Here is a 23,047-nt window from a genome sequence, read left to right on the forward strand (position 1 = left end):
AATTCCCAGAATCTTAAAAATCTTTAGAAGGATCTTTTTAGTAGTAATAGCTTAAATAATTTTGTGGCTTAAAAGGCAGAATGTAGCGGTTTAAATCAATAAACAGGCCAAGGTAGGCTTAAGAAGGGAGACTTAAGGCCCAAGACCGCAGACCTCTCACAATTCTTACCGCTTACCAATCATTGGCGTCCCCCTTTGCGTCATGGCTGTCATCCATGGGCCGTCGACTATTGACCAAATTGAAACTACCACTTCGGCCTGATGCCCGGCGCCGTCGGGAACTTTCTGCTTTTGTATTCCTCCAGATCGCCGGTTGGTTTCTCTATCTCTGCAGGGAAAGGCCGCTTCGCAAAAGTCTCGAAGTACAACAGGCAGGAATTTCTCCACCATTCGGCTTCCTGCACTTGGATCGCCAGCAACTGGCGTACATGATCAAAACGTTCTGGGTCGATTTCGCTTTCCAGCGAATTCCAATTGGCCTGTATTTGTCGTGCGGATTTTACGCCTGCATCGTAATGCAAGCCGATCTCATCCCAAAGCGTTCTCCCCGAGGGAAGCTTGAAATCCCAGGGGAGGTGATGAAACCACAACAGGTATTTCTCAGGAATCTGAGTGGGATCTGACCATGCCTCCACGATCTCCGGCGCATATTGACCCAGGGCGTCGCTGCCACTTGCAGTCCGGTCAAACCCGATTCCCAGACTGTCCGCTTGATGATAATAAAGCGACGTCCAATCGGGTCGGCCACCGGTCACCCAAGGCCCCGGGCCATAGTGATGATCCCAGCCCATGATATGGTGCAGACCGAGTGGCATCATGTAGTTGACCGCGGCTTCGCGGGACTCGAGGAGGATTTCTTTAATCTTGGCCAGGGGCTCTGGCTTTTGGCCAAAGGTCATCTTCACCCATTCGTCGGCGATCTCTTCTGAGCTCAGTTCGGGATTCCACGCCATCCGCCCAAAGGCATACCAGTTGGACTGCGCCATGAGATGCCCGGTCCAGTTGCGGTCGGTGCCGATATTGGACACGCCCGCGACTAGGGTGAGTTTTTGGCCGGAGTCTGTACCGTCAACGATGCCGGCCACCGTTGCCGCTGGAGTGGGGCGATAGGTTTTGCTGCGAAAGACTTCCTCCCACATCGGAGCGAGGTAGACCAGCTGCGTTGCCTGACCGAGGTATTCCTGGGTAATCTGAAACTCCATCCCGAGGTTGGTGCTGTCCATTGCGCCAAAAAGCGGATGAAAAGGCTCTCTTGGCATGAAGTCAATCGCGCCGTTTTTCACCTGGATGATCACGTTTTCTCTGAACTTCCCGTCCAGCGGTTCAAATTCCAGATTGGCATGCTTGTGCCGGTCTTCATCCAATTCGTGAGAATAAACAAACGCCCGCCAGATTAACACGCCGCCATGCGGAGCCAGTGCATCGGCGAGTAGATTGGCGCCCTCGGCATGGTTTCGCTGGTATTCATGCGGTCCGGGCTGGCCCTCCGAGTTGGCTTTGACCAAGTAGCCGCCGAAGTCGGGGATGAAGGAATACATCTCGTCCGTCTTCTTTTTCCAGAAAGCAATGACCTCGGGATCGAGCGGATCAGCAGTCTTGAGACCGCCGATTTCGATGGGAGCGGAGAAGCGGGCCGTAAGGAAAACCTTGATGCCATAGGGTCTAAAAAGATCCGCTAGCACCTTCGCTTTTTTCATAAAGTCCGTCGTCAGAATCCGTGCATTGGCATTGACATTAGTCAGAGAGACGGCGTTGATTCCGATGCTGGCGTTCGCACGGGCGTAGTCGATGTAGCGGGGATCGATGTAGCCAGGGAGCTTGTGCCAGTCCCAGATCGAGAAACCCGCATAGCCCCGCTCGACCGTCCGATCCAGATTGTCCCAATGGTTGAGCATTCGGAGTTTAACTTTCGGACTGTCAGATTTTTCAAGCTTTGGATCGAAAGTTTCAGTTTGGATACTTTTCAGCCAGTCAAAGACTCCGTAAAGTACGCCGATGGGACGGTTTCCGATGATCGCGTAATAGGTTTTTCCCTGAAAATCGATCGTCCCCCTCCAGTAACCTTCCTCGCCAAGCTGCCGTAGTTCGGTCTGCTGCTGGAGTCCGAGCACCTGCGAAAGCTCCTCCCTCTTACCGAGCCAAACCTGAGTTTCAGCGAGTCGTTCGGTCTTGAATTGAGGAGCGCTTCCGACGAGTTTGGGAGCGGCGATTTGCAGCTCCTTTCGGATGACGTCATAGGTGGGACTTTCTCCAAAAAAATAGATGCCGGAGAAAAGTTGGCTGGCTTGGATTTTCAGGTTGGCATCTTCAATAGGCTGATAATCCAGCCAAAGTTTGTAGCCGTCATTAGCCGAGACTGAAAAAGTCATGGAAATCCAAAGCAATACAAACAACAGAGTTTTCATGGGTTTAGGTTTTTTGAGGATTTCAAATTGGCCAAAAATGAGGCGAAATCCAACCTATCGATATCATCGCGAATGAATAGATCAGGCACCGTTTTACGACAATTTTCGTCAACCTTTACTTTTCCCGAAAGGAAAAACAGCCCACTTTCCTATCTTGGAGGCTCGCCTTTTTTCCATGCAACGACGACCCTTTATCCTCTACAAATCCTCCGCCGGCTCGGGGAAGACCTACACGCTGACGCTGGAGTACCTTAAGCTGGCGCTGCAAAGCCCCCGGTCTGCGTTCAAACAAATCTTGGCGGTGACCTTCACCAATAAGGCGACACAGGAGATGAAGGAGCGGATCCTGACGGTGCTGGAGCGACTCACTAAAGAAGTCAGGCCGAAGGAGTTTTTGGATGCGGAACTCATGCAGTCGCTTGACCTGAGTCCTGCGCAACTTCAAAGTCGGGCCCGGGAGACCCTGCTCCATATCCTGCACGGTTATGGGTATTTTGCCGTGAGCACGATCGATTCCTTCTTTCAGCGGGTAATCCGGTCGTTTGCACGGGAGATGGATTTGCAGGCAAAGTTTGACCTGGAGATGGACACCGACGCGGTTCTGGATCGCTTGGTGGACCGAGTGGTAGAGAAGGTGTCTATCGACCGAAACCTCCGAACCTGGCTGATCGACTACGCCGAAGAGCAGATCGAGAATGAGAAGTCCTGGGACATCCGCGGAGGAATCAAAAGTCTGGGAAGAGAGATCTTTCAGGAGCGGTTTAAGGCGTTTCGAGGTCTTTTCCAAGAGAGCGTCGCCAACGAAGGCTTCTTGGGTGAGTTTCGAAAGTACGTGCAGGACGAAAAGCGAAAACTGATCGCCGAGGCGGAAGAGCTGCGGGAAAAGTCGGAACAGATTCGGGCGAATTCCGGACTGGAGTGGACGGATTTCAAAGGTGGGAGCAAGAGTTTTGCGATGCGATTTGCCCGGCAGGGCGATCCTCAATGTCCCTTTCCGAGTCTCACGGAGATCATGCTCAGAGACCTTCCCGAGTATTCGAACTGGTATAAAAAAGGAGACCGGAACGGTCCAGCCATCGAGTCAGCGGCGCAGGCAGGTCTGGCGACGATTCTTTTTTCCTGGCCGGAAAAAGTAACCCAATGGAACACGCTAGATGCGCTTCAGAAGAACCTCAATGCCTTTGGCGTCTTTCGGGACCTGATCCTGGAGTTGCGATTGCTCAAGGATGAGGAGGGAATCCTTCTGATTTCAGACGTCAACGACTTCCTCAAGGAGATCACCAAGGACAATGACGCGCCTTTTGTCTATGAGAAGATCGGCAACCAATACCGCAATTTCCTGATTGACGAGTTTCAGGATACCTCCGATTTTCAATGGTCGAGCTTCAAGCCATTGCTCGAAAACTCCCTGGCTTCCGGCAATACCAACCTGCTCGTGGGTGATGTGAAGCAGTCGATCTATCGCTGGCGCGGCGGTCGGCTGGAACTCTTGCTGGCGGAAGTGCAGCAGCAGATTCATCCAGACTTCATCGAGGAGAAAGCTCTCGCGACCAACTTTCGCAGCCTGCCCGGCATCATCCAGTTTAACAACGCGATCTTCGAAACCCTGCCCGAACTCATGCAGGCCGGAATGAAGGACTCCTTTCAAATCGATGCGGAAAACCTCCTCGTGGAGGCTTTTGGCGGCGTGAAGCAGTCGATTCCTTCGGGAAAGATGAGCTTGGAGTTTCAAGGAAAGATCCGGTTGGAATTCAACCAAAAGACCAGCTCCCGATCCACCGAGGAAACTGATGAGGAGCAAGAGGATTCGCATACGAAGGTTCTGAATAGACTTCCGCAACTCGTGATGGATCTTCAGGATCGGGGCTATCAGTTGCGGGACATTGCTTTTTTGGTGCGAAAAAATGCCCACGGAGCCGAGATTGCGGATGCCTTGATGGCCTATGGGCGAGATAATCCGGACTCGAATTACCGCTTCGATGTGCTGTCGGAGGAGTCGCTTTTCCTCGACAAATCCGCCGCCGTGAAATGTCTGGTGGCGATGCTGACCTTTCTCAGCAACCCATCTGACAGAGTTTCGCTCAAGACGATGTGGTTTTACTATGCGCTGCTGCACGACATTCCATTGAGTCATGATCTCTTTCACAAGGACAAACTTCCCGATGAACTCCGGTCAAAAGAATTGAAACTGCGTCAGCAGCTCGACGTCTTGACCCAGCTTCCGCTGATGGAGTTGTTGGAGGAGTGTGTGTCCTTTTTGGGAATGGTCGACAAGCAAAGTGACCTGGCCTACGTCTCGGGATTTAAGGAGGCGGTCTTTGATTTTGTGAAAAAGAACCGGGCCGATTTAATCGGATTTTTGGATTGGTGGGAGCTGAACAAGGGCAAACGCACGGTCAAGATCCCTGAGGATCATGACGCGATGCGGATCTTGACCATTCACAAGGCCAAAGGACTCCAATACAAGGTGGTGCTCATGCCGTTCCTGGACTGGCGGATCGTCGCTTCCGGCCTTCAGGCGCCTGTGATCTGGTCGCCGTTTTCGACCGAAACCGGCATTCATACCGTTATGCCGCTGACCCACGGCTCCGTACTGCGGGATTCTGCTTTTGCGCCAGCCTATCAGGATGAGATCCGGTTGGCTTATTTGGATTCGCTGAACATGTTGTATGTGGCTTTTACCCGTGCCGAGGAAGTGATTTGGGGTTCTACGGAATTTTCACAAAACCAGAAAGGTGAAATCAATCTGAACACGACTGGCAACCTGCTTTACTCGCTTTTTGCCTCCGGTTTTCAGGTGGCTGAGCTGGGAGAAAATCAAAGCTGGGACGGTGAAAATCTGATTTACGAGGCGGGTAACTGGGGAACCATTCCGCTGCTGAAAGATCGAAAACCAACGCATGAATCACTCCTTCGCTGGGAATCGCAAAATTGGAGATCGAAGCTGAAGACCAAGAAGAAGGCCTGGGATTTTTCGGAGTCGGGACTTCAAGCCCGCTCGCAGCGCAAGCTTGGCGTGATCATCCATGAGTTGTTAGCCGCTTCGCAAGACAAGAAGGACGCCGAGCTTTTGCTTCAGCAATACACCTTTGAGGGTAGGCTTGATGCCGAAACGGCGGCGGCAGTGGGAGAGCAGCTGAACGCGCTGTTTGTGTTGCCAGAGTTTGTCCGATGGTTTGATCCGAGCCTACAGTCGCTTGCTGAGCAGGGCATCTTGCTTCCCGGAGGAAGTCAAAAACGTCCCGACCGAATTCTGATCGGAGCTCATGAGGCTATTGTGGTGGATTTCAAGACGGGAGAAAAATACGCTTCGCACCTCGCCCAAGTGAAAGAATACATGGAATTAGTCGCCAGACTCAGCCAAAAGCCAGTCAAAGGCTATCTCTGCTATCTCGAACCCACCCAAATTTTGGAAGTATGATCCCCTTTTTGAAAGATACAGCAAAGCAGCTTTTGGAATCGGGACGCGATCTCAAAGACTTGGTCATTGTATTGCCCAATCGGCGGGCGGGCCTGTTTTTTACCCGCTACCTTGGCGAGCTGATCGCTGAGCCGGTCTGGATGCCGGAGGTGAGAACGATCGAGCAGGTCTTCTACGGCCTGGCCGGAAATACGCCTGCGGATGAACTGACGCTGATCTTTGAGCTGTATGAGCTCTACCGACAGGTGCAGGAAGAGCCGGAGGATTTTGACCGTTTTTATGTCTGGGGTGAGTTGATCCTGAAGGACTTCAATGACCTCGATCAGTTTCTCGCTCCCGCAAAGACGGTCTATCAAAACCTTGCGGAGATCAAGGAATTTGAGTCCGATCTAAGTTTTTTGACCGAGGATCAAAAAGCGCTGATTTCCCAGTTTTGGCTGGCTTTTGCCCGACAAAATGAGCAGGAAAAGGAGAAGTTTTTGCGTTTCTGGCAGATTCTGGGTCGCTTGTACGGAGACTTTCAGCACCGGCTCAAAACCGTCGGACTGGCCTATTCGGGACAGCTTTACCGGCAGGTGGCCGAGAACTTAAAGCAGATTCCAAGTCCTGAGAAGCATTATATTTTCGTCGGCTTCAATGCCTTTACGTTGGCAGAAGAGAAGCTTATCAAGCACTTTGTGAAGGAGTTTGGCGCGGAGGTTTTTTGGGACGTGGACGCATTTTACTTGGAGGACACCTTGCAGGAGGCGGGGTTGTTTTTCAGGGATTATAAGAGGGACGCCGTGCTTGGGAAGACTTTTACGGAGGAAATACCAAATCAGATCCGCCAAAAATCCGACAGAATTCAGACGCATTCTATTCCGCTAAAGACCAACCAATCCAATCTGGTCGGGAAGTTATTGGAGGCGCTCGGCCCGGACGAACGGCTGGAGGAGACGGTGATCATCCTGCCCGATGAGCAGCTGCTCTTTCCCGTTTTGCACACGTTGCCGCCGCAGATCGAGAAGCTCAACGTGACGATGGGTTACCCGATCCGAAATGCGCCTATCTATGCTTTTCTCGATGCTGTGCTTGACTTACAGCGATTTGTTAAAGTGAAAAATGGCGTCACCAGCTTTTACCACAAGCCGGTGACGGACCTGCTTTCTTTCCCCTATCTGAAAGCCGCCGCTTCCGACCATGTACAGGATGTGCTGGAGAAAATCCGGACAAACAACCTTCTCGAAGTGCCTCAAGCGATGTTGATCCAGCCTGAGACGATATTCGAATTGGTGTTCCGAAAAGTCAACCCGGAAGATATTTTTGATTATTTGGGCACCTTGATCCAGCATCTTGCGCAGGAGTTTAAAGACGACGAGATCCAGCGCAGCTACCTGTTTCAGGCCTTCAAGCAGCTCAACAGGATTCAAGAGATCTTCAAATCCAACAGCTCCAAAGGGCTGAAGATGGACTTTGTGCTGAAGCTTTTCAGGCAGATTTTCAGGGAACTCAAGTTGCCATTCGAGGGGGAACCGCTTCAGGGATTGCAGCTCATGGGCGTGCTGGAGTCCAGGAATTTGGATTTTCGCCGTGTGATCATCTGCGATGTAAACGAGGGGAGTTTTCCTCCCGGCGGCGGAATCAACTCAATGATCCCGTTTAACCTGCGCCGGGCGTTCAGGCTGCCGGTGCAAGAGCAAAATGACGCGATCTACGCCTACACATTTTACCGTCTGCTACATCGGGCGGAGGAAGTTCACCTGATCTATACGACTTCCTCTGATCAGGGCAAGGCGGGCGAGATGAGCCGTTTTATCCAACAGATGCAGGCAGAACTCGGCATCGCAGCGCCACAAGTGGCAATGGTGCCCGTGGACTTGACGCCAGCTGAGGAGATCACGATCCAGAAGACTCCCGAGGTGATGGATGCTTTGCGGCAATATGTGAAGACTTCTGATCCGACAGCTTTTTTGAAGTCGTTTTCCGCCTCTGCGATCAATATGTACCTGGATTGTAGATTGCGGTTTTATTTCCGGTATCTGGCTGGACTGAAGGAAAAGGAAGAAGTCGTCACGGGGATTGATCCGTCGACCTTTGGTACGATCCTGCACAATGCGGTGGAAAACTTGTATAAAGTGGCCGAGGGAGAGACAGCCCGGGCGATCGATAACCACGGGATTGAGCGCTTGAAGCCACAGATCCCAGCGGCGGTGGATGCGGCGATTCGGGCTTTTTACAATCGAAACGAAGAAGATGAAGCGCTGGAGCTGTCCGGGCAACTGGAGATTGCGCGGGCCATCTTCATCAAATATCTCGGAGCTATCTTGGACTACGACCAGAAGAATGGCGATTTTGAAGTCATTGGCACGGAGGAGGATTATCCCTCGGGGATCTGGGTAGATACTGCGGACGGCAGGGTAGAGGTGGCGCTTGGTGGGGTCATTGACCGATTGGACAGGAAAGACGGCGTGGTGCGGCTGATCGATTATAAGACCGGTAAGGACACCAAAAAGGTCAAATCGGTCGCTTCTTTATTTGATCGCGATGATACCGGACGAAACAAAGCGGCGATGCAAACGATGCTCTATGCCTATTTCTATCAAACGAAGCATCCTGGAAACCAACTTCCCCTCAAGCCGGGGATCTTCAACATCAAGGAGATCTACAATCCCAAATTCAATCCTTTTCTTCAGTTGGACGGTGTGGAGATCAACGATTACAGAGAGTTGGCTGAGGAATTTGAAGGAGGTTTGAGTGGCTTGCTGGGTGAGATCTTTGACCCGGAGCAGCCGTTTGACCAGACGACGAAGGTGGAAAAGTGCGTCTATTGCGCGTATAAAGAGATCTGTGGAAGGTGAGTCAGTGGGAAGTAGGCAGTCTGCAGTTTGCAGCCATACTGCACACTGTAAGCTGCCAACTGCTAAAAGCTCTTCTTCGTCACTTTAGGATAAAGCTCATTCAGCATCACCAACGCCGCTGAGCCGTACCATTCTTTCAAGTCCATCTTAAGGACTCCGGCTTGGATGGCGGGATCAGTTTCTGTCAAAGCTTTGGCTTCATCGATCGACTGCACGTCGAAGATGTAGAGCCCTCTCAGGTCTTCATTTCCGAAAAACGGTCCAGCAACCACCAGTTTGCCCATTTCGGCCATCTTACCGATGTTGGCCATGTGAGCTCCCTGGATTTCCTGTCTCTTTTCCGGGGTGTATTCACTCACGCGGTCGCCTCGGAGAAGGAACGCGATCACGTATTTTTTCATCCCATATTCATCGGCACCGACTTTTTGGGCAAGGACTTCGTCATATTGACTTTGGGCAAGACTGAGGGTGCAAACTCCAATCAAGAAAAGGACGAGCGTAAATAGCTTTTTCATCTGTCTATAATTTAATTTTCAATGGTCAGTTTGAATCTCCTGAATTGATAATTGTCTATATGTGGAGCTGCGACGTGCTCAATTTCAACCGGTTGGATGAGCTTAATGTAAAATGAGCGCAATCGTGTCAGCCTTTGTACGGATTTTTATCCAGTCGGAGAGTCTTTTGGATTCAGCCTTGGAAGGTTCTGGGGAAAATTGCGCATAGGCTACCAGCAAGGTATCGACTTTTTTCTTATCCAAATCCGTCATCAAAGATCTCCCGATGGTAAATTTCTTGAGGTTGGGGTGGTTGATCTTCGCTTCTTCGGCGATCTCAACGCTTAGTTTTCGGGTGTTGGCGTCGGCCAGTATCTCATTTTCGAGAAGAGCGATCTTTTCGTCTTTGTCCCGGATCAAGGTTTCATTTCGTTCGTAGAGATCTTTGAGAATGTCATTTCGAAGTAGGTTCAGGTCTGTCCCGTTACCACTTTGGAGAAATGTCAGGCTTGTCTCTTCCAACCCAAATCCCGGCAGTTTTGCATTTAATTGGGCTATTTCTTCCTCCGAAAGTTGCTCACCGATCAAGCTGACCTCGATAGTCTTGGGAGGGATATTGTAATGATAGCTGGCGGTCAGTACCTGCGTATTGGGAGATTGGATCTCCAGATTGACAAACCTTCTGGCCTGTTCGTTCCAGATTGACTTCTTGACGATCCCGTATGCCAGGTAGACACTGGGGATTATTGTCATCAGAGTGATGACCGTGATGTAAGTTTGTACACGCTTTTCGCGCTTGGTATCCAAAAATTGCTTCTTCGGATACTTCATAAATCGAACAATGAGGTAAGTCGAGAGACTGATAAAAACCGAATTGATAAAGAAAAGGTAGAACGCTCCGACAAAATAGAGGAGGTTGCCGGTCGCCAAACCGTACCCTGCGGTACAGAGCGGCGGCATCAGTGCCGTAGCAATGGCGACCCCGGGAATGGCATTGCTTTTCTCTTTTCTTGACCCGGCGACAATCCCGGCAAGTCCGCCAAAGAGGGCAATCAAGACATCCCAAACGGTCGGCTCGGTCCGGGCTAAAAGTTCAGATTGTGCAACGCTGATCGGGGTCAGGGAGAAGTATAAAGTAGAGGTCAAAATCGCGATAAAAACTGCCACGCCGAGGTTGCGGAAAGACCGCTTCAGGAGGTCGAAATCATTGATGCCGGCGGCCATCCCGATGCCCATGATCGGACCCATCAGCGGGGAGATCAGCATGGCTCCGATGATGACTGCTGTGGAGTTGACGTTGAGCCCGATGGAAGCCACGAAAATCGCAAAGATCAGGATCCATAGATTGGCGCCCCTAAACTCTACGTTTTTTGAAATATACTCAATGGTTTCCAGCTCATCTTCCTTCCCTTCCTCCAGGTCAAACCGGTTGGCGATGTAAACGAAAAAACGAAGAATACTGCTCCTCTTTCGAGGCGGGGGAGTGGTGGTAGCCATGTAGGGGTTGAGACAAGAATATGGGTGAAAGTAAGGATTATAGGAAAAATCTATGATGATTTTTTCAAAAACAGAGGGAGGTCGGGGTAAGAGCCACCAAATAATTTGGCGGAAGGGTACGATGTGAAAAGCAATTATTTTCCTCTCCATCAAGTTATCTTTGGGTTTATAAGAACTGATATAACTTACTGATATTTAAATTTATAAATCTGATTTAGATCTTTCGAAAAATGGGCTAGCTAAAAAGATTAGTCTAGACTAAAAATAACTTGAGATAATTTCATATTCCGATATCTAAGAATAAGCTATAGTTTTAAAAACCAATCGTGGATCTCGTGACTTAAGGAGGTCTAAAAAGTCTTTAAAAAAACCAAAGTGTCGAAATGCTCAGATTAGTTTACTTGGATGATGACAGGATTCAACACTTGCTGATGAAGAAATTGGTCAAGATTTATCTTCCAAACTGCAGTATGGAATTTTTCAACGAGCCGGAAAAACTGGACTTGTGGCTGGATGAAAATCACGTTGATTTGATCTTGTCAGACCTCAACTTTGACAGCTCCTCCGGTTGGGATTGGGTGGCTAGTTTTAGCTCGAAATCCTCCGCGCCGATTGTCTTCCTTACTGCCAGTTCTTCTCCCGAAGACAGACGTCGGGTCGGTGATTTTCCGAGTGTGAAATGTGTGATGGAAAAGCCGATTTCCGAGGACAACTGGAATACTCTGAAGGCGCTGATATAAGACTTCAAATGCGTTGAATTTTCCCTGAAAATGGCCCTGGATTTTGGGCGGATTTTGCAGGGATTTTTGTCAACCGAACTAGCCTCCGACGCGTCTCAATTTATTGCGAATTGACTGTTGGTTCGGCTTCGACGTTTCCTTTTCAACCCAAAAAAAGGCATCGATTAATTTTTGCACTTGCTCTTTCCACTTCTAAAAAATAAGCCGGTGGAGGAAAGGGTTGGTTTGAATTTTGTTTTCTTTGTGGTGTTTGCCAAATGTCTCATGGCTGTGAACTAAGTTGAAAGAATTATGGCCGAAGAGTCGGAAGATAGAAAGCCCTTGCTTTCAAAAAAGATAGATAAGTTTTTTACGGGATTGGCGGATGCTTGGAATTTTGTCCGACGTTTCTTTCAGGAGGTGTTTATGCCGCCGTATGAATTCAAGGAAATCATCCAGCAGTGCTACCGGATAGGTGTGGAGTCGCTTCCGCTGATTTCGTTGACGGGATTCATCGTCGGGATCGTATTTACCAATCAGTCCCGGCCCTCGCTTTCAGAGTTTGGAGCGGCATCCTGGTTACCCTCGCTGATATCCATCGCCGTCGTCCGCGCGATGGGGCCCTTGGTGACGGCGTTGATTGCAGCCGGCAAGGTGGGATCGAGCATCGGTGCCGAGATCGGTTCGATGAAGGTGACTGAGCAGATCGACGCGATGGAGGTCTCAGCCACCAACCCCTTCAAGTTTTTGGTCGTGTCGCGGGTGTTGGCGACGACCTTGATGATCCCGCTGTTGGTGATGTACACTGACTTTGTTGCTTTGATGGGCTCGTTCCTGAGTGTCAATGCAAACGAAATGGTTAGTATGACCACCTTCTTTGTACAGGTGTTTGAAGCGATCACCTTCCTGGATATCATTTCATCAGTATTCAAATCGGTGCTGTTTGGTTTTACGATCGGGATCGTCGGCTGCTACAAGGGATATAATTCCTCCAAAGGGACGGAAGGTGTCGGGCGCGCTGCCAACGCTGCGGTCGTCATGGCGATGTTCCTGATCTTCATCGAGGAATTACTCGTGCTTCAATTGGTCAATGCAATCAGAGGGATGTAAGCTATGGAAGAACGGGAAAAAGTAGTTGAGATTAAGAATCTGAAAAAGTCCTTTGGAGACCTGCATGTACTCAAAGGGGTGGATCTGGATCTATTCCGTCAGGAAAATCTCGTGGTGCTGGGGAAATCCGGCTCTGGAAAATCCGTACTGATCAAGATCATGGTAGGTCTGCTGAGACAGGATTCAGGCAGTTTGAAGGTCTTTGGAAAGGAAGTCGCGTCGCTGAAAAAAAAGGAACTCAACGAACTTCGCCTGAAAATCGGCTTTTCATTTCAAAATTCAGCTTTGTACGACAGTATGACTGTACGCGAAAACATGGAGTTTCCGTTGGTCCGAAACGAAAAGAATCTGACACGAAAGGATATCAACACGCGGATCGAAGAACTGCTCGACAGTGTGGGCCTGCCCCAGACAATCAATCAGATGCCTTCGGAGCTTTCCGGTGGTCAAAAGAAGCGGATTGGTATTGCCAGGACCCTGATCCTCAATCCCGAGATCATGCTCTATGACGAGCCTACGGCCGGCCTTGATCCGATTACCTGCGGGGAGATCAATAACCTGATTTTGGAAGTGAGGGAGCGGTACAAGACTTCCTCCATTGTGATTACCCACGATCTGGCCTGCGCTAAGCAGATCGGAGACCGGATGGCCGTGTTGCTCGACGGCCAGTTTGATGCGGTAGGGACCTTCGAAGAAGTGTTTCCGAATGCAGAAGACGAGCGAATCAAATCATTCTACGATTATAATTTTATAAACTCATGAGAGGGGAAAATAGGAGATCCGTCATTGTTGGCATATTCGTCTTTGTTGGGATTGCCATCCTGGTGGTCGGCGTGCTGACGCTGGGCGGCCAGCAGAAGAAATTTGTCAAGGCGATTCAGCTCAAGACGGTGTTTGACGACATCGGAGGACTTCAGACTGGCAACAACATCTGGTTTTCCGGTGTCAAGATCGGAACCGTGAAGAAAATCAACTTCTATGGCGACGCGCAGGTTGAGGTCGAGATGAATGTTGAGGAAGCAGTAGTTGAATTCATCCGCAAGGATTCCAAAGCTACCATCAGTTCCGATGGACTCATCGGCAACAAGATCATCGTGATCTACGGCGGGAGCACCGAAGTGGCCCAGGTGGAAGACGGCGACCGACTTGAGTCGGTGATGCCATTGGATACCGATCAAATGATGGAAACGCTTCAGATCAACAATGAAAACCTGGTGGAAATCACCGGTAATCTGAAGGAACTCACTGGCAAGATTGCTGCAGGCAAGGGCATGGTCGGCGCAGCGATGACCGACTCCCTGCTTGCGGACAATTTCAAGGCAATCATGGCCAATCTTGACCGTGCGGCAGCCAATTCCAACCGGGTTGTCAATGATCTGAACACATTTACTGCGAAGCTCAATCAGAAAGGTTACCTGTTCAACGATCTGGTCACGGATACCACAATCGTGAAAGAGCTCAAAGCCAGCATGGCAAGCCTCAACGCCACTGCTGCCAATGCGCAGCAGCTTACACTCGAGCTTCAAAAGGTAAGTGAGAAGCTCAGTTCCACCGACAATTCGATGGGGATGCTTCTGAATGATGCCGAGTTTGCTGAGTCGTTGAGAAGCACCTTGGAAAACACCGACTCTGCCACTTATAACCTAAATAAAGGCATGGAAGCGCTGGAATATACCTGGCCGTTTAATAAAGGCTTTAAGCGGAAAGCCAAGGCCGAGGCAAAAGAAGCCGATGGAAATTAAAAATCATCCAAATGAAATCAAAAGCCGGTCAGTCCTGATCGGCTTTTTGGTTTTCTTGGGCGCTAGCGATTTTTTCCTCCGCTTCTTCCGCCTCTTCACTAGTCGCCGTTTCTGTGTCGGTTGTATCGTGAGAGGTGAGCGTTGCCTTCATCTCGATCGGAAAGTGATCTGATCCGATTCCCCTTAGGACTTTAATAGAGGATAGTCCAAAATGCTTACTCAAAAAGACATGGTCGAGTGGCCAGCGAAAGAGCGGAACCTTAGCATGGAACGTACTGAAGAATCCCCGCCCTCTTCTCGGATCAGCCAGTTCGGAGGTCTTCAGGAAAAGTGAGGTCGTGTAGCTCCAAGCGACGTCATTGAGGTCTCCGATGACCAGAGAGGGTTTGGGATTAGCTTTTGATTTTTTGCCGACGATCAGGATTTCCGCATCGCGGTCTGTGCTAGTCGGATTTTCATTCGGGACAGGAGGCGTCGGGTGAATGGCATAAACCGTGATGATTTTCCCGCTTCGCAATCTTAAATCCACCTCCAGCGAAGGGATTTCTTCATCGATGAGATGCAGGACCTTTTTACTGACCATAGGGAATTTGGAGTAAAACGCCAGCCCATACGTGTTTTCGAGCGGGCAGAGAATCCGGTGTGGATAGCGCTCCTCCAGCGGCTTCAACTGATCAACCCATTCCTGATTCGTCTCCACCAAAAAGACCAGATCAGGATCCCGCTGCCGGATCAAATCCAGCAGTTTCCGAGTATGTTGATTGTACTGGTAGACATTTGCGACAATGACGTGGAGTCCATTTTCCCTCTCAAAAGCCACTTTTTGGATCATTTTTTTTCCAAAAACGGTATAAGGATACACTTGGGTAAAGATGTAAATCGCTCCAATTCCAAGCAGTCCTGTCCATATAAGATTTTCAGTGATGCGTTCTCCAAAGATCCACCAGGCCAGGATCAGCAGAAGATGGATGATCAGCTTTTGGAACCTCGGATAGTCAAAAATCCGGATCGACCAATGATCCCACTTGATGAGGGGGAGGTAGGCGCTGGCAATGAAAAATACAGTAACGATTTTAAGGAAAAGCATAAGTTGGTGTGGAAATCAAGGCCCAAAATAGCTGATAAGAATGATTTCCAAGAGGAGTTTATTTTTCCCTTCCATGGTTTATCAATTGGGATCAAACTATTCGACTGCGTATCCAGAGGTTCGCTCTGGCTTGGCTTGTAGGTTAAGGTCCGAATTTCTCAAAAGCCCCATGAGATAAACTACTTTTTCTTTCAATATTCGAAAAGCAGCACTTCATAGATGTTGTCGTAAACCTCCGATCCGTTGCGGGTGATTTGCTGGACTGATTCTATTGTACCCCAGCACTCGGTCTCGCGCCGGTCAAAAAATGCCTGAAGCGTGTCGATATTCCCGTCGGGATATTCCAGATACAAATCCCCCTGGACGCCGCGGATGTCGGCGGAGATTGCACTATATCCAAGGGTGAGTTCAAGCTCATAGGGAATGAGCGGATGGGAGACGCGGTCCGTTCCTCGGAAGCTGTAAAGCTGGAATCCGTCCGGATCGAGGGTGGCGTTTTCGCCAAAGATCAAGTCCTCTCCCGTCTCACGGTCCACCACGGTAAATTCGAATTCATACGTTGAGATGGGAGCATCGGCATTTCCACACGGACTACAGGAAAAGAGCGTCCAAACCAAACCCATCACGATAGGATATCGAACAGCGGCACGTAATGTCATAGAGATAAATTTAATCATCAAACTAAAGCCCAGATTAATGAAATCCAAAGCCTTTCTTCACAACCCACACAGACAGTTTGGGGAAAAGATTAGATGGAAACTTTGAGAAGCAAAAGATCCTTTTCCTTCATTCCCTTCAGAATCCTCTTATTTTTGTCTTTTCCCTAATTTCTACCTATTCCCTATCATGAACGCAATCAACCCCACCACCACACCAGCCTGGACCCGACTTTTGGAACTGGTCGAAAAGCACAAAAACGACACCATCGCCTCTCACTTTCAATTCCCCGGAAGATTCGACGAGTTCAGCGTAAGATTCGAGGATTTGTTGGTGGACTTTTCCAAAAACAGAATCTCTGACGGCATCTTGGCCGCGTTGATGGACTTGGCTCGGGAGACCGGTGTCCATGAGGCCATCGAGGAGATGTTTACCGGTGTGGCGATCAATGAAACCGAAAACCGGGCGGTACTCCACACGGCCTTGAGAAATAGAAAAGGTCATCCCGTCTACGTGGATGGCAAAGACGTGATGCCGGATGTGAATGCGGTTTTGGCTCAGATGAAGGGCTTTGCCGATCAAATCCACGGCGGCAAGTGGCTCGGATATACCGGAAAATCGATTAAGTCTCTGGTGAACGTCGGTATCGGTGGCTCGGATCTTGGTCCAGTGATGGTCACCGAAGCATTGAAACCTTTTCAAAACCCAGAGCTGGAGATCTTTTTCGTGTCCAACGTGGACGGTACCCATATCGCGGAGACACTAAAGAAAGTCGATCCTGAGACCACGCTTTTCTTCATCGCTTCCAAGACATTCACGACCCAGGAGACGATGACCAATGCCCACACGGCTAGATCTTGGTTTTTGGAGAAAGCAAAAGACGAAGCGGCAGTTGCCAAGCACTTCGTAGCGCTCTCAACAAACGCTAAATCTGTCGAAGCCTTTGGCATCGATACGGCCAACATGTTTGCGTTTTGGGATTGGGTGGGCGGAAGATACTCGCTTTGGTCTGCCATCGGGTTGCCGATTGCCTGTGTGATTGGATTTGATAATTTTGAAAAGCTGCTTTCCGGCGCCCATTCCATGGATGAGCATTTCCGTCATACCGCTTTTGAGCGAAACATACCCATGGTTTTGGCCATGATCGGAATCTGGAATACCAATTTCCAGGGAGCAACTTCCGAAGCCATCCTGCCTTACGATCAGTACATGCACCGATTTGCGGCCTATTTCCAGCAGGGAAATATGGAAAGCAACGGCAAGTACGTCACCCGCTCCGGCGAATCCGTCAACTATTCGACCGGGCCGATCATCTGGGGTGAACCGGGCACGAATGGACAGCACGCCTTTTACCAACTGATTCACCAAGGCACACACCTGATCCCTTGCGACTTCATCGCTCCGGCTATCTCCCACAATCCGATCGGCGACCATCATCCAAAATTGCTTTCGAACTTCCTTGCCCAGACTGAAGCGCTGATGAAAGGAAAGTCACTGGAAGAGGTGAGTGCAGAGATGAAAAAAGCCGGGAAGTCAGACGAGGAAATCGCAAAAATCGCTCCACATCGGGTTTTTGAAGGCAACCGTCCCACTAATTCGATCCTGGTCAAAGAGATCACGCCGTACACGCTGGGTCAGTTGATCGCCATGTACGAGCACAAGATCTTTGTGCAGGGGGTGGTGTGGAACATCTTCAGCTTTGATCAGTGGGGCGTGGAGCTGGGCAAAGTCCTGGCTAACGGAATTCTGCCGGAACTGGCTGGCGACGGGGAAGTGACTTCCCACGACTGCTCCACCAATGGGTTGATTAATGCCTACAAGGTGATGCGTAAAGGCTAATCCTGCAATATTCCTGTCAGGTCCAACTCTGACAACCGCTGGGGAACACGGAGACCGCCAAAGTTGATTTGTTCTCCAGCGATCTTTACCCTGAAATCGCTGTTGATGGTGATTCCTTCAGTCTGGCTGGTTTGGGTCAGGCTGCCCAAATGCATCGTTTTTAATGTATTGCCGGACAGAGAGGGAAGCTGGGGGTTTTTGATAAAACTCAGGATTGACCGCGAAGCAGCTCCGGCATTTTCATAGCCGATAAACACGATATTTTTCCCATTAGAAGTCAGATCGGCTCCGGTGATCCAGCCTTTGGTGTCAAATGTGCCTGCGAATCTGGCGGTCTGGGTTCCGGGATTTGGATCCAAGGTATAGCTATCACTTCCCTGTGCTTTGCTGGGCTTGGTAAAAAGGAGCAGCTTTCCCTGGTAGAATACCATTGCCTCACAGTCAAACCGGTGATCTGTCGTTGGCTCAGCTCCCGTTTGCCTGTCATAGCTAAAGGAAATGATCTCAGCCTGCACTTCAGTTTTGGTCAATGCGTCGTTAACCGGAATTCTAAGCACTCGTAGATTGGATCTTTTTCCCAGGTTGTTTCCAAAGTCTCCGATATAGAGATAATTGTCGCTCACCGCCAGCTCTTCCCAGTCGATGTTTTGGACGTTAGTCACTTTTACAGTGCGGATTGCATCACCGTTATCAGGATTCAATTCATAGATTTCAGCTAGGTTTTCCTCGTCGTTGATGGCGAAAAGTCTTCCCTGAATCCACTGCAAACCGGAAGCTTCATTGACTAGATTGGAGTGTTCCACTTGGTTGAAGAGAGCCATGAAGTCCGGTACCGATTCATCGTCTAGGGTTACAGTTTTTTGGGTTAGGTTCAGCACCGGATCCACAACTGTAGGATTTGATGTTTCTCCCGACGAAGTATTGAAGTTGAATAAATTGTGTTCAAAGGGCTGGGCGTTGACTCCCCACCGGAATTTCTTTCCGTTTTCCAGTGTCAGCCCGGATTTAAGGAGTTCATCAGCTTTGATATAGGCATAGTAAAAGTTGTCGTAAGAAAACATGGAGGCTTCCGCCGGTAGTAAGAGCTGAGGGGCATTTTTTAGATTGTTTTTTGAAAAGCTCACCAGCTGGAAACTGGTCTTTCCACTGAGCATCAGTGAGGTAGTGGGGCCAGTTACCTGCATGTTTCCCTCCAGTTGGACAGGTAAAAAAGAAGAAACAGTAGCCTCTTCGGTGCTACCGGAATAGGAATAAGTATCAGGAGGAAGGAGGATTTGCGGAAGGTCGCCGGAAAAATCCGGCTTAAAGCTCACCGGGAAGGTTTCTTGGTTGGTTTGGGATACAAAGGTCAGACTTACCTCTTCGCCAAAGTTGTGTTCCCAATTAAGTGTGGAGTTGATTCGGCCAGCTGGATTGGCAGCGGAGATGATAGTGAATCCTTCTATAGTCACCGGAACCCTTCCATTAGGATTCTCATCTTCTTTGCATGAAAAAAGTAGCAGTACAAAGCTGAAATAAAACGTAGGCCTCCTTAATCGGTTCATGTCGGTTTTTCTGAAAGTTAAAGACTTGTGGCTACAACCAAAGCAAGCTGCTGTCTCCGTAACTTAAAAAACGGTAATCCTTCTCTAGAGCCTCTCCGTAGACTTTTTTCCAATCCTCGCCGAGGATCGTCGCAATCAGCAGAACCAGAGTCGAACCCGGTTGGTGGAAATTGGTGATCAGCCCCTCGATCATCCGGAAAGTGTAGCCTGGGAAGATGAAGATCTCCGTTTGACCCAGGATCGATTCCTTTTGACAGCTATCTATCCAGTCCAGGATCGCCTGAAGAGACTCTGTTCTGGAAGGAGTGGTTTCCCGCTTTTCATAGGCGAAAAGCTTTGAGATGAAGAAATCCTCGCCTTTTCCCTCGATCAGTTTGACCCCAAACCAATACAGACTTTCGAGAGTTCGGACTGACGTCGTGCCGACCGCAACCATGGTTCCGGAGTTTTCCAGGAGCTGTATGATCGTTTTCCGATTGATCTGGATTTGCTCGCTGTGCATCGGATGTTCGAGCACATTGTCTACTTTGATGGGCTGGAAAGTGCCCGCGCTGACGTGAAGCGTGACTTGTGCTTCGCGGATTCCTTTTTTGCGAAGCTGATCAAAGACCTCGGCAGTGAAATGCAGCCCGGCTGTCGGAGCTGCCACGGCTCCTTCCTTTTTGGAATAAACTGTCTGATAGCGATCTCTGTCCTCGGCTTCGGGCTTGCGATTAAGGTACGGTGGAAGAGGGATCTCTCCACTTGCCTCGACCAGATCCACAAAGGCGACGTCCGCGTCGTTCCAGGAGAACTCCACTTGCTTCAGTTCCCGGTCCATAAGCTTCGCGCTCAGGACGACTTCTCCGTCAGCCACGCTTACTTTTCCCTGCAGGACTTCTCCGTCTTTCCATTTTTTGGCGTTGCCGATCATCGTCTCCCAAGTGACCGGATGCTTGGCCAGCATGATCTCGGGAATGACCGTGGTTGGCGCAGTCGGAGCCAGCAGGAAGATCTCGATCTTGGCTCCCGTCTCGCGCTGGAAGATCAGCCTGGCCGGGATGACCTTGGTATCGTTGTAGACCAACAGCGTGTCGGAGGGCAGCAAGTCTGGGATGTCATAGAAATGAAAATGCCGTATTTCTCCTTTCTGATAGTGCAACACCTGCGAGCTGTCCCGTTTTTCCAAGGGAAACTTGGCGATGCGCTCGTCGGGGAGTGTATATTCGTAGTCGCGTAGGTCGATCTGAGGGATATCCATCGGATGGGCTGATTTGGGTGCAAATATAGGCATCTAGTTTTACCTGAAATCCACCAATTCCCGATGAGAGCTTCCGCAAGACTTCAGTTTTCTTACATCAAGCGGACGCTGGATTTCCGCTTTGAGGCCGGGACGTCCCGGGGGGTGCTGACGACTCGGAATGTTTTTTGGATCAAAGTGATTGATACCCAGCAGCCTCAGCGTGTCGGCTGGGGAGAGGCGGCACCGCTGGTGAAGCTCAGTCCGGATCATCGACCTGACTTTGAAGAGATCCTTCGGAAAACGTTGGACTCTCTGAGCGGAGTCAAGTTTGACTTGGAGGAAAGGGCGATTTTGGAGCAATTGAAAAGGCTGATTCCTTTTGATCTGCCGTCCATCCGATTTGGGCTGGAGACCGCATTGCTGGACTTGGCTATGGGTGGGCAGAAGCGGCTCTTTCCCAACCGTTTTTTTGACTCGCAAGAAGGTATCTCGATCAATGGACTGATCTGGATGGGTGACAGGGACTTTATGCTGGAGCAGATCGACCAGAAGCTGAAGGATGGCTTTGACTGCATCAAGATGAAGATCGGAGCGATCGACTTTGAGCAGGAAGTAGCGCTTCTGCGCTACATTCGGAGTAGATTTTCAAAAGATCAAATCACCCTCCGCGTGGATGCAAATGGGGCCTTTTCACCAGATACCGCGCTCGAAAAACTAAGTCGGTTGGCAGAGCTGGACATTCACAGCATCGAGCAGCCGACCCGTGCCGGTGACTGGGAGGCAATGAGAAACCTTTGCCAAACCACTCCGTTGCCGATTGCTTTGGACGAGGAACTGATTGGAGTGAGCGAAAAGCAGGCCCTTTTGGACGCCATTCGGCCGCAGCATATCATCCTGAAGCCGACCTTGCTTGGCGGAATCATGGAGACGAGAGAATGGATAGAACTGGCAGAAGAGCGAAACATCGGCTGGTGGATGACTTCGGCGCTGGAAAGCAACGTTGGGCTAAACGCTATTTCGCAGCTTGCTTCCGCGCTGAATACGACGATCCCCCAAGGCTTGGGGACGGGAAAACTCTACCACAACAACTTGGATTCTCCGCTTGAGATCAGGGCCGGGAAGATTTTATACAATCCGGCCAATGGCTGGGAAAATCCTGCTTAGTCAGTGAGTCGGTGAAGGTAAACCGGCTTGTGAACGCTCGCTTTCCAAAGCGTTTGGGTAAGCTTTCCGGTGAATTCATCCCGCTCAAAGATCACGATGTCATTGCTGGCCTGATGGGCTGCGAGCAGATATTTGCCATCGGCAGTCAGGTTGAAGTTTCTCGGCATCAGCCCTCCGGAGGAGATGTTTTGAACGCGTAGATATTCGCCCGAGGCATTTTTGCCAAAAACCGAAATCGTGTTTGCATCACCCCGGTTGGAGACATAGACCTGCTTTCCGTCGGGAGAAACTCTGATTTCGGCGGCTCCGACAGCTCCCTCAAAGCCCTCATCCAACAGTGAAAGACGCTGCTTTGGGGCCAAGACTCCATTGTCATAGGAATAAACAGCCAGTACCGCGGTCATCTCTTCCACGACCAAGACTTCTCTTCCATCCGCTGAAAAGGCCAGGTGCCGGGGCCCATCTCCGGGGCTCATCGGGAATTCGCCGGAGAGGCTCAGGGGTTCAGCTTTACCAGGATCAAAGTCGTACACATAGATCTTATCGGTGCCCAAATCGGCGACCAGGACTCTCTTTCCTTCGGGATCAAAGGTCGTGGAGTGTACGTGCGCTTTTTCTTGACGATCCGGATTGACGCTTTTACCGGTGTGCTGGATGAGTTGCACAAAGTCCAACTGGCCTTCCGGCGTGACTTTGAATACGGACAGATTTCCTCCTGAGTAATTCCCCAAGATGACAAAATCTTCATTGGGCGAAAGTGAGATATGGCAGGGATGATCGCCCATCGAGTCGTCCTGATCCATGAGCGTGAGTGAATTGTCTGCGGGATTTCGGGAGAAAGTCAACACTTTGCCTCCCTTGGCTCCGGCCTCCTCTTCCAACGAATAGACGACTTTCCCCTCCTTGTTGGCCAACACAAAGGATGGATTGGCGATTCCCGCAGCCACGGTCTCGAGAGTCATGAGATTTTCCGAAGGTGAAAAAGAAAGAAAATTGATGCCGTGATTCATAGAATCGGTATAGGTGCCGACCAGGAAATTGTAGCTAACAGGAGTATCTGGAGTTGGGGTCACTTGGGTTTCTTGTTTTGGAGAGGAGCAGGCGGCAAGGGCCAAAACTGCGGCTAGGGTCGGAAAGAATTTCATCCCATTAAATTAAGAGACTATTCGGGAAATCATGCAAAAGATTTTTCAGAAACCGAAGCGGATTAATGGCGAATTGGATAGTCTTATTTGACTGGCAAGCGGTTGTATTCAGGGGCTCGGCCATCTTCCAAAATGATCTTTTGATTCCGAGTTTTACCAAAATA

General features: G+C 49.9%; 16 protein-coding genes. 8 read left to right on the forward strand and 8 right to left on the reverse strand.

All coding sequences use genetic code 11. The features are described from left to right. Positions 1-245: 245 nt before the first annotated feature. Positions 246-2,405, reverse strand: coding sequence for an alpha-glucuronidase family glycosyl hydrolase (locus G459_RS0101280; RefSeq protein WP_026966006.1), 2,160 nt, complete (start codon positions 2,403-2,405; stop codon positions 246-248). Positions 2,406-2,580: 175 nt separating this feature from the next. Here G459_RS0101280 and G459_RS0101285 point away from each other — a divergent pair, with 175 nt between their 5' ends. Beyond that, the gene (locus tag G459_RS0101285) at positions 2,581-5,826 is read left to right on the forward strand and encodes a UvrD-helicase domain-containing protein (protein WP_026966007.1); all 3,246 of its coding nucleotides are present in this window, start codon (positions 2,581-2,583) and stop codon (positions 5,824-5,826) included. Continuing rightward, on the forward strand, positions 5,823-8,663 hold the full coding sequence (locus G459_RS0101290) for a PD-(D/E)XK nuclease family protein (protein WP_026966008.1): 2,841 nt from the start codon (positions 5,823-5,825) through the stop codon (positions 8,661-8,663). Before G459_RS0101285 ends, G459_RS0101290 begins: the two co-directional genes overlap by 4 nt. 62 nt (positions 8,664-8,725) lie before the next feature. Here G459_RS0101290 and G459_RS0101295 read toward each other — a convergent pair whose 3' ends face one another. Continuing rightward, positions 8,726-9,178, reverse strand: coding sequence for a YciI family protein (locus G459_RS0101295; RefSeq protein WP_026966009.1), 453 nt, complete (start codon positions 9,176-9,178; stop codon positions 8,726-8,728). 102 nt (positions 9,179-9,280) lie between these two features. Continuing rightward, complete coding sequence (locus G459_RS0101300) at positions 9,281-10,654, reverse strand: TIGR00341 family protein (protein WP_084454299.1); 1,374 nt, start codon at positions 10,652-10,654, stop codon at positions 9,281-9,283. Between the two features lie 383 nt (positions 10,655-11,037). Here G459_RS0101300 and G459_RS0101305 point away from each other — a divergent pair, with 383 nt between their 5' ends. The 4 genes from G459_RS0101305 to G459_RS0101320 all read left to right on the forward strand — a co-directional run bounded on the left by G459_RS0101305 (position 11,038) and on the right by G459_RS0101320 (position 14,225). Continuing rightward, positions 11,038-11,394, forward strand: coding sequence for a response regulator (locus tag G459_RS0101305; protein ID WP_026966011.1), 357 nt, complete (start codon positions 11,038-11,040; stop codon positions 11,392-11,394). A gap of 291 nt (positions 11,395-11,685) precedes the next feature. Then, entirely contained in the window at positions 11,686-12,483 is a 798-nt protein-coding gene (locus G459_RS0101310) for an MlaE family ABC transporter permease (RefSeq protein ID WP_026966012.1), read from the forward strand. Between the two features lie 3 nt (positions 12,484-12,486). Beyond that, positions 12,487-13,245 carry an ABC transporter ATP-binding protein gene (locus G459_RS0101315; RefSeq protein ID WP_026966013.1) on the forward strand — a complete coding sequence of 253 codons (759 nt, stop codon included), beginning with the start codon at positions 12,487-12,489 and terminating at the stop codon, positions 13,243-13,245. Continuing rightward, on the forward strand, positions 13,242-14,225 hold the full coding sequence (locus tag G459_RS0101320; RefSeq protein ID WP_026966014.1) for an MlaD family protein: 984 nt from the start codon (positions 13,242-13,244) through the stop codon (positions 14,223-14,225). The genes G459_RS0101315 and G459_RS0101320 overlap by 4 nt, the downstream gene beginning before the upstream one ends. Before the next feature lie 28 nt (positions 14,226-14,253). On the opposite strand, the gene G459_RS0101325 is transcribed toward G459_RS0101320, so the two are convergent. Together G459_RS0101325 and G459_RS0101330 are read right to left on the reverse strand one after the other, a co-directional pair. Then, positions 14,254-15,312, reverse strand: coding sequence for an endonuclease/exonuclease/phosphatase family protein (locus G459_RS0101325; RefSeq protein ID WP_035454843.1), 1,059 nt, complete (start codon positions 15,310-15,312; stop codon positions 14,254-14,256). Between the two features lie 191 nt (positions 15,313-15,503). After that, positions 15,504-15,971, reverse strand: a complete 468-nt coding sequence (locus G459_RS0101330; RefSeq protein ID WP_157373248.1) for a hypothetical protein — start codon at positions 15,969-15,971, stop codon at positions 15,504-15,506. A 187-nt stretch (positions 15,972-16,158) separates the two neighbouring features. On the opposite strand from G459_RS0101330, the gene pgi reads away from it, so the two are divergent. Continuing rightward, entirely contained in the window at positions 16,159-17,808 is a 1,650-nt protein-coding gene (gene pgi, locus G459_RS0101335; protein ID WP_026966017.1) for a glucose-6-phosphate isomerase, read from the forward strand. Here pgi and G459_RS0101340 read toward each other — a convergent pair. Continuing rightward, on the reverse strand, positions 17,805-19,352 hold the full coding sequence (locus tag G459_RS0101340; RefSeq protein ID WP_026966018.1) for a hypothetical protein: 1,548 nt from the start codon (positions 19,350-19,352) through the stop codon (positions 17,805-17,807). The genes pgi and G459_RS0101340 overlap by 4 nt on opposite strands. A 31-nt stretch (positions 19,353-19,383) precedes the next feature. Beyond that, positions 19,384-20,625, reverse strand: a complete 1,242-nt coding sequence (locus G459_RS0101345; protein WP_035454847.1) for an S-adenosylmethionine:tRNA ribosyltransferase-isomerase — start codon at positions 20,623-20,625, stop codon at positions 19,384-19,386. A gap of 30 nt (positions 20,626-20,655) precedes the next feature. Between G459_RS0101345 and G459_RS26595 the strand changes: the two genes are divergently transcribed. Further along, entirely contained in the window at positions 20,656-21,738 is a 1,083-nt protein-coding gene (locus G459_RS26595; protein ID WP_035454850.1) for an o-succinylbenzoate synthase, read from the forward strand. Here the strand turns inward: G459_RS26595 and G459_RS0101355 are convergent. After that, positions 21,735-22,883 carry a lactonase family protein gene (locus tag G459_RS0101355; protein WP_026966020.1) on the reverse strand — a complete coding sequence of 383 codons (1,149 nt, stop codon included), beginning with the start codon at positions 22,881-22,883 and terminating at the stop codon, positions 21,735-21,737. The two genes, G459_RS26595 and G459_RS0101355, sit on opposite strands and share 4 nt — an antisense overlap. Positions 22,884-23,047 lie beyond the last annotated feature (164 nt).

Source organism: Algoriphagus terrigena DSM 22685, assembly GCF_000429445.1.
In the GTDB taxonomy this organism is placed as follows: Bacteria; Bacteroidota; Bacteroidia; order Cytophagales; family Cyclobacteriaceae; genus Algoriphagus; species Algoriphagus terrigena.

What these genes read in the sequence shown, in the direction of transcription:
- G459_RS0101280 (WP_026966006.1), bottom strand. Translation starts at nt 2,405, where the DNA reads ATGAAAACTCTGTTGTTTGTATTGCTTTGGATTTCCATGACTTTTTCA.
- G459_RS0101285 (WP_026966007.1), top strand. Translation starts at nt 2,581, where the DNA reads ATGCAACGACGACCCTTTATCCTCTACAAATCCTCCGCCGGCTCGGGG.
- G459_RS0101290 (WP_026966008.1), top strand. Translation starts at nt 5,823, where the DNA reads ATGATCCCCTTTTTGAAAGATACAGCAAAGCAGCTTTTGGAATCGGGA.
- G459_RS0101295 (WP_026966009.1), bottom strand. Translation starts at nt 9,178, where the DNA reads ATGAAAAAGCTATTTACGCTCGTCCTTTTCTTGATTGGAGTTTGCACC.
- G459_RS0101300 (WP_084454299.1), bottom strand. Translation starts at nt 10,654, where the DNA reads ATGGCTACCACCACTCCCCCGCCTCGAAAGAGGAGCAGTATTCTTCGT.
- G459_RS0101305 (WP_026966011.1), top strand. Translation starts at nt 11,038, where the DNA reads ATGCTCAGATTAGTTTACTTGGATGATGACAGGATTCAACACTTGCTG.
- G459_RS0101310 (WP_026966012.1), top strand. Translation starts at nt 11,686, where the DNA reads ATGGCCGAAGAGTCGGAAGATAGAAAGCCCTTGCTTTCAAAAAAGATA.
- G459_RS0101315 (WP_026966013.1), top strand. Translation starts at nt 12,487, where the DNA reads ATGGAAGAACGGGAAAAAGTAGTTGAGATTAAGAATCTGAAAAAGTCC.
- G459_RS0101320 (WP_026966014.1), top strand. Translation starts at nt 13,242, where the DNA reads ATGAGAGGGGAAAATAGGAGATCCGTCATTGTTGGCATATTCGTCTTT.
- G459_RS0101325 (WP_035454843.1), bottom strand. Translation starts at nt 15,312, where the DNA reads ATGCTTTTCCTTAAAATCGTTACTGTATTTTTCATTGCCAGCGCCTAC.
- G459_RS0101330 (WP_157373248.1), bottom strand. Translation starts at nt 15,971, where the DNA reads ATGACATTACGTGCCGCTGTTCGATATCCTATCGTGATGGGTTTGGTT.
- pgi (WP_026966017.1), top strand. Translation starts at nt 16,159, where the DNA reads ATGAACGCAATCAACCCCACCACCACACCAGCCTGGACCCGACTTTTG.
- G459_RS0101340 (WP_026966018.1), bottom strand. Translation starts at nt 19,352, where the DNA reads ATGAACCGATTAAGGAGGCCTACGTTTTATTTCAGCTTTGTACTGCTA.
- G459_RS0101345 (WP_035454847.1), bottom strand. Translation starts at nt 20,625, where the DNA reads ATGCCTATATTTGCACCCAAATCAGCCCATCCGATGGATATCCCTCAG.
- G459_RS26595 (WP_035454850.1), top strand. Translation starts at nt 20,656, where the DNA reads ATGAGAGCTTCCGCAAGACTTCAGTTTTCTTACATCAAGCGGACGCTG.
- G459_RS0101355 (WP_026966020.1), bottom strand. Translation starts at nt 22,883, where the DNA reads ATGAAATTCTTTCCGACCCTAGCCGCAGTTTTGGCCCTTGCCGCCTGC.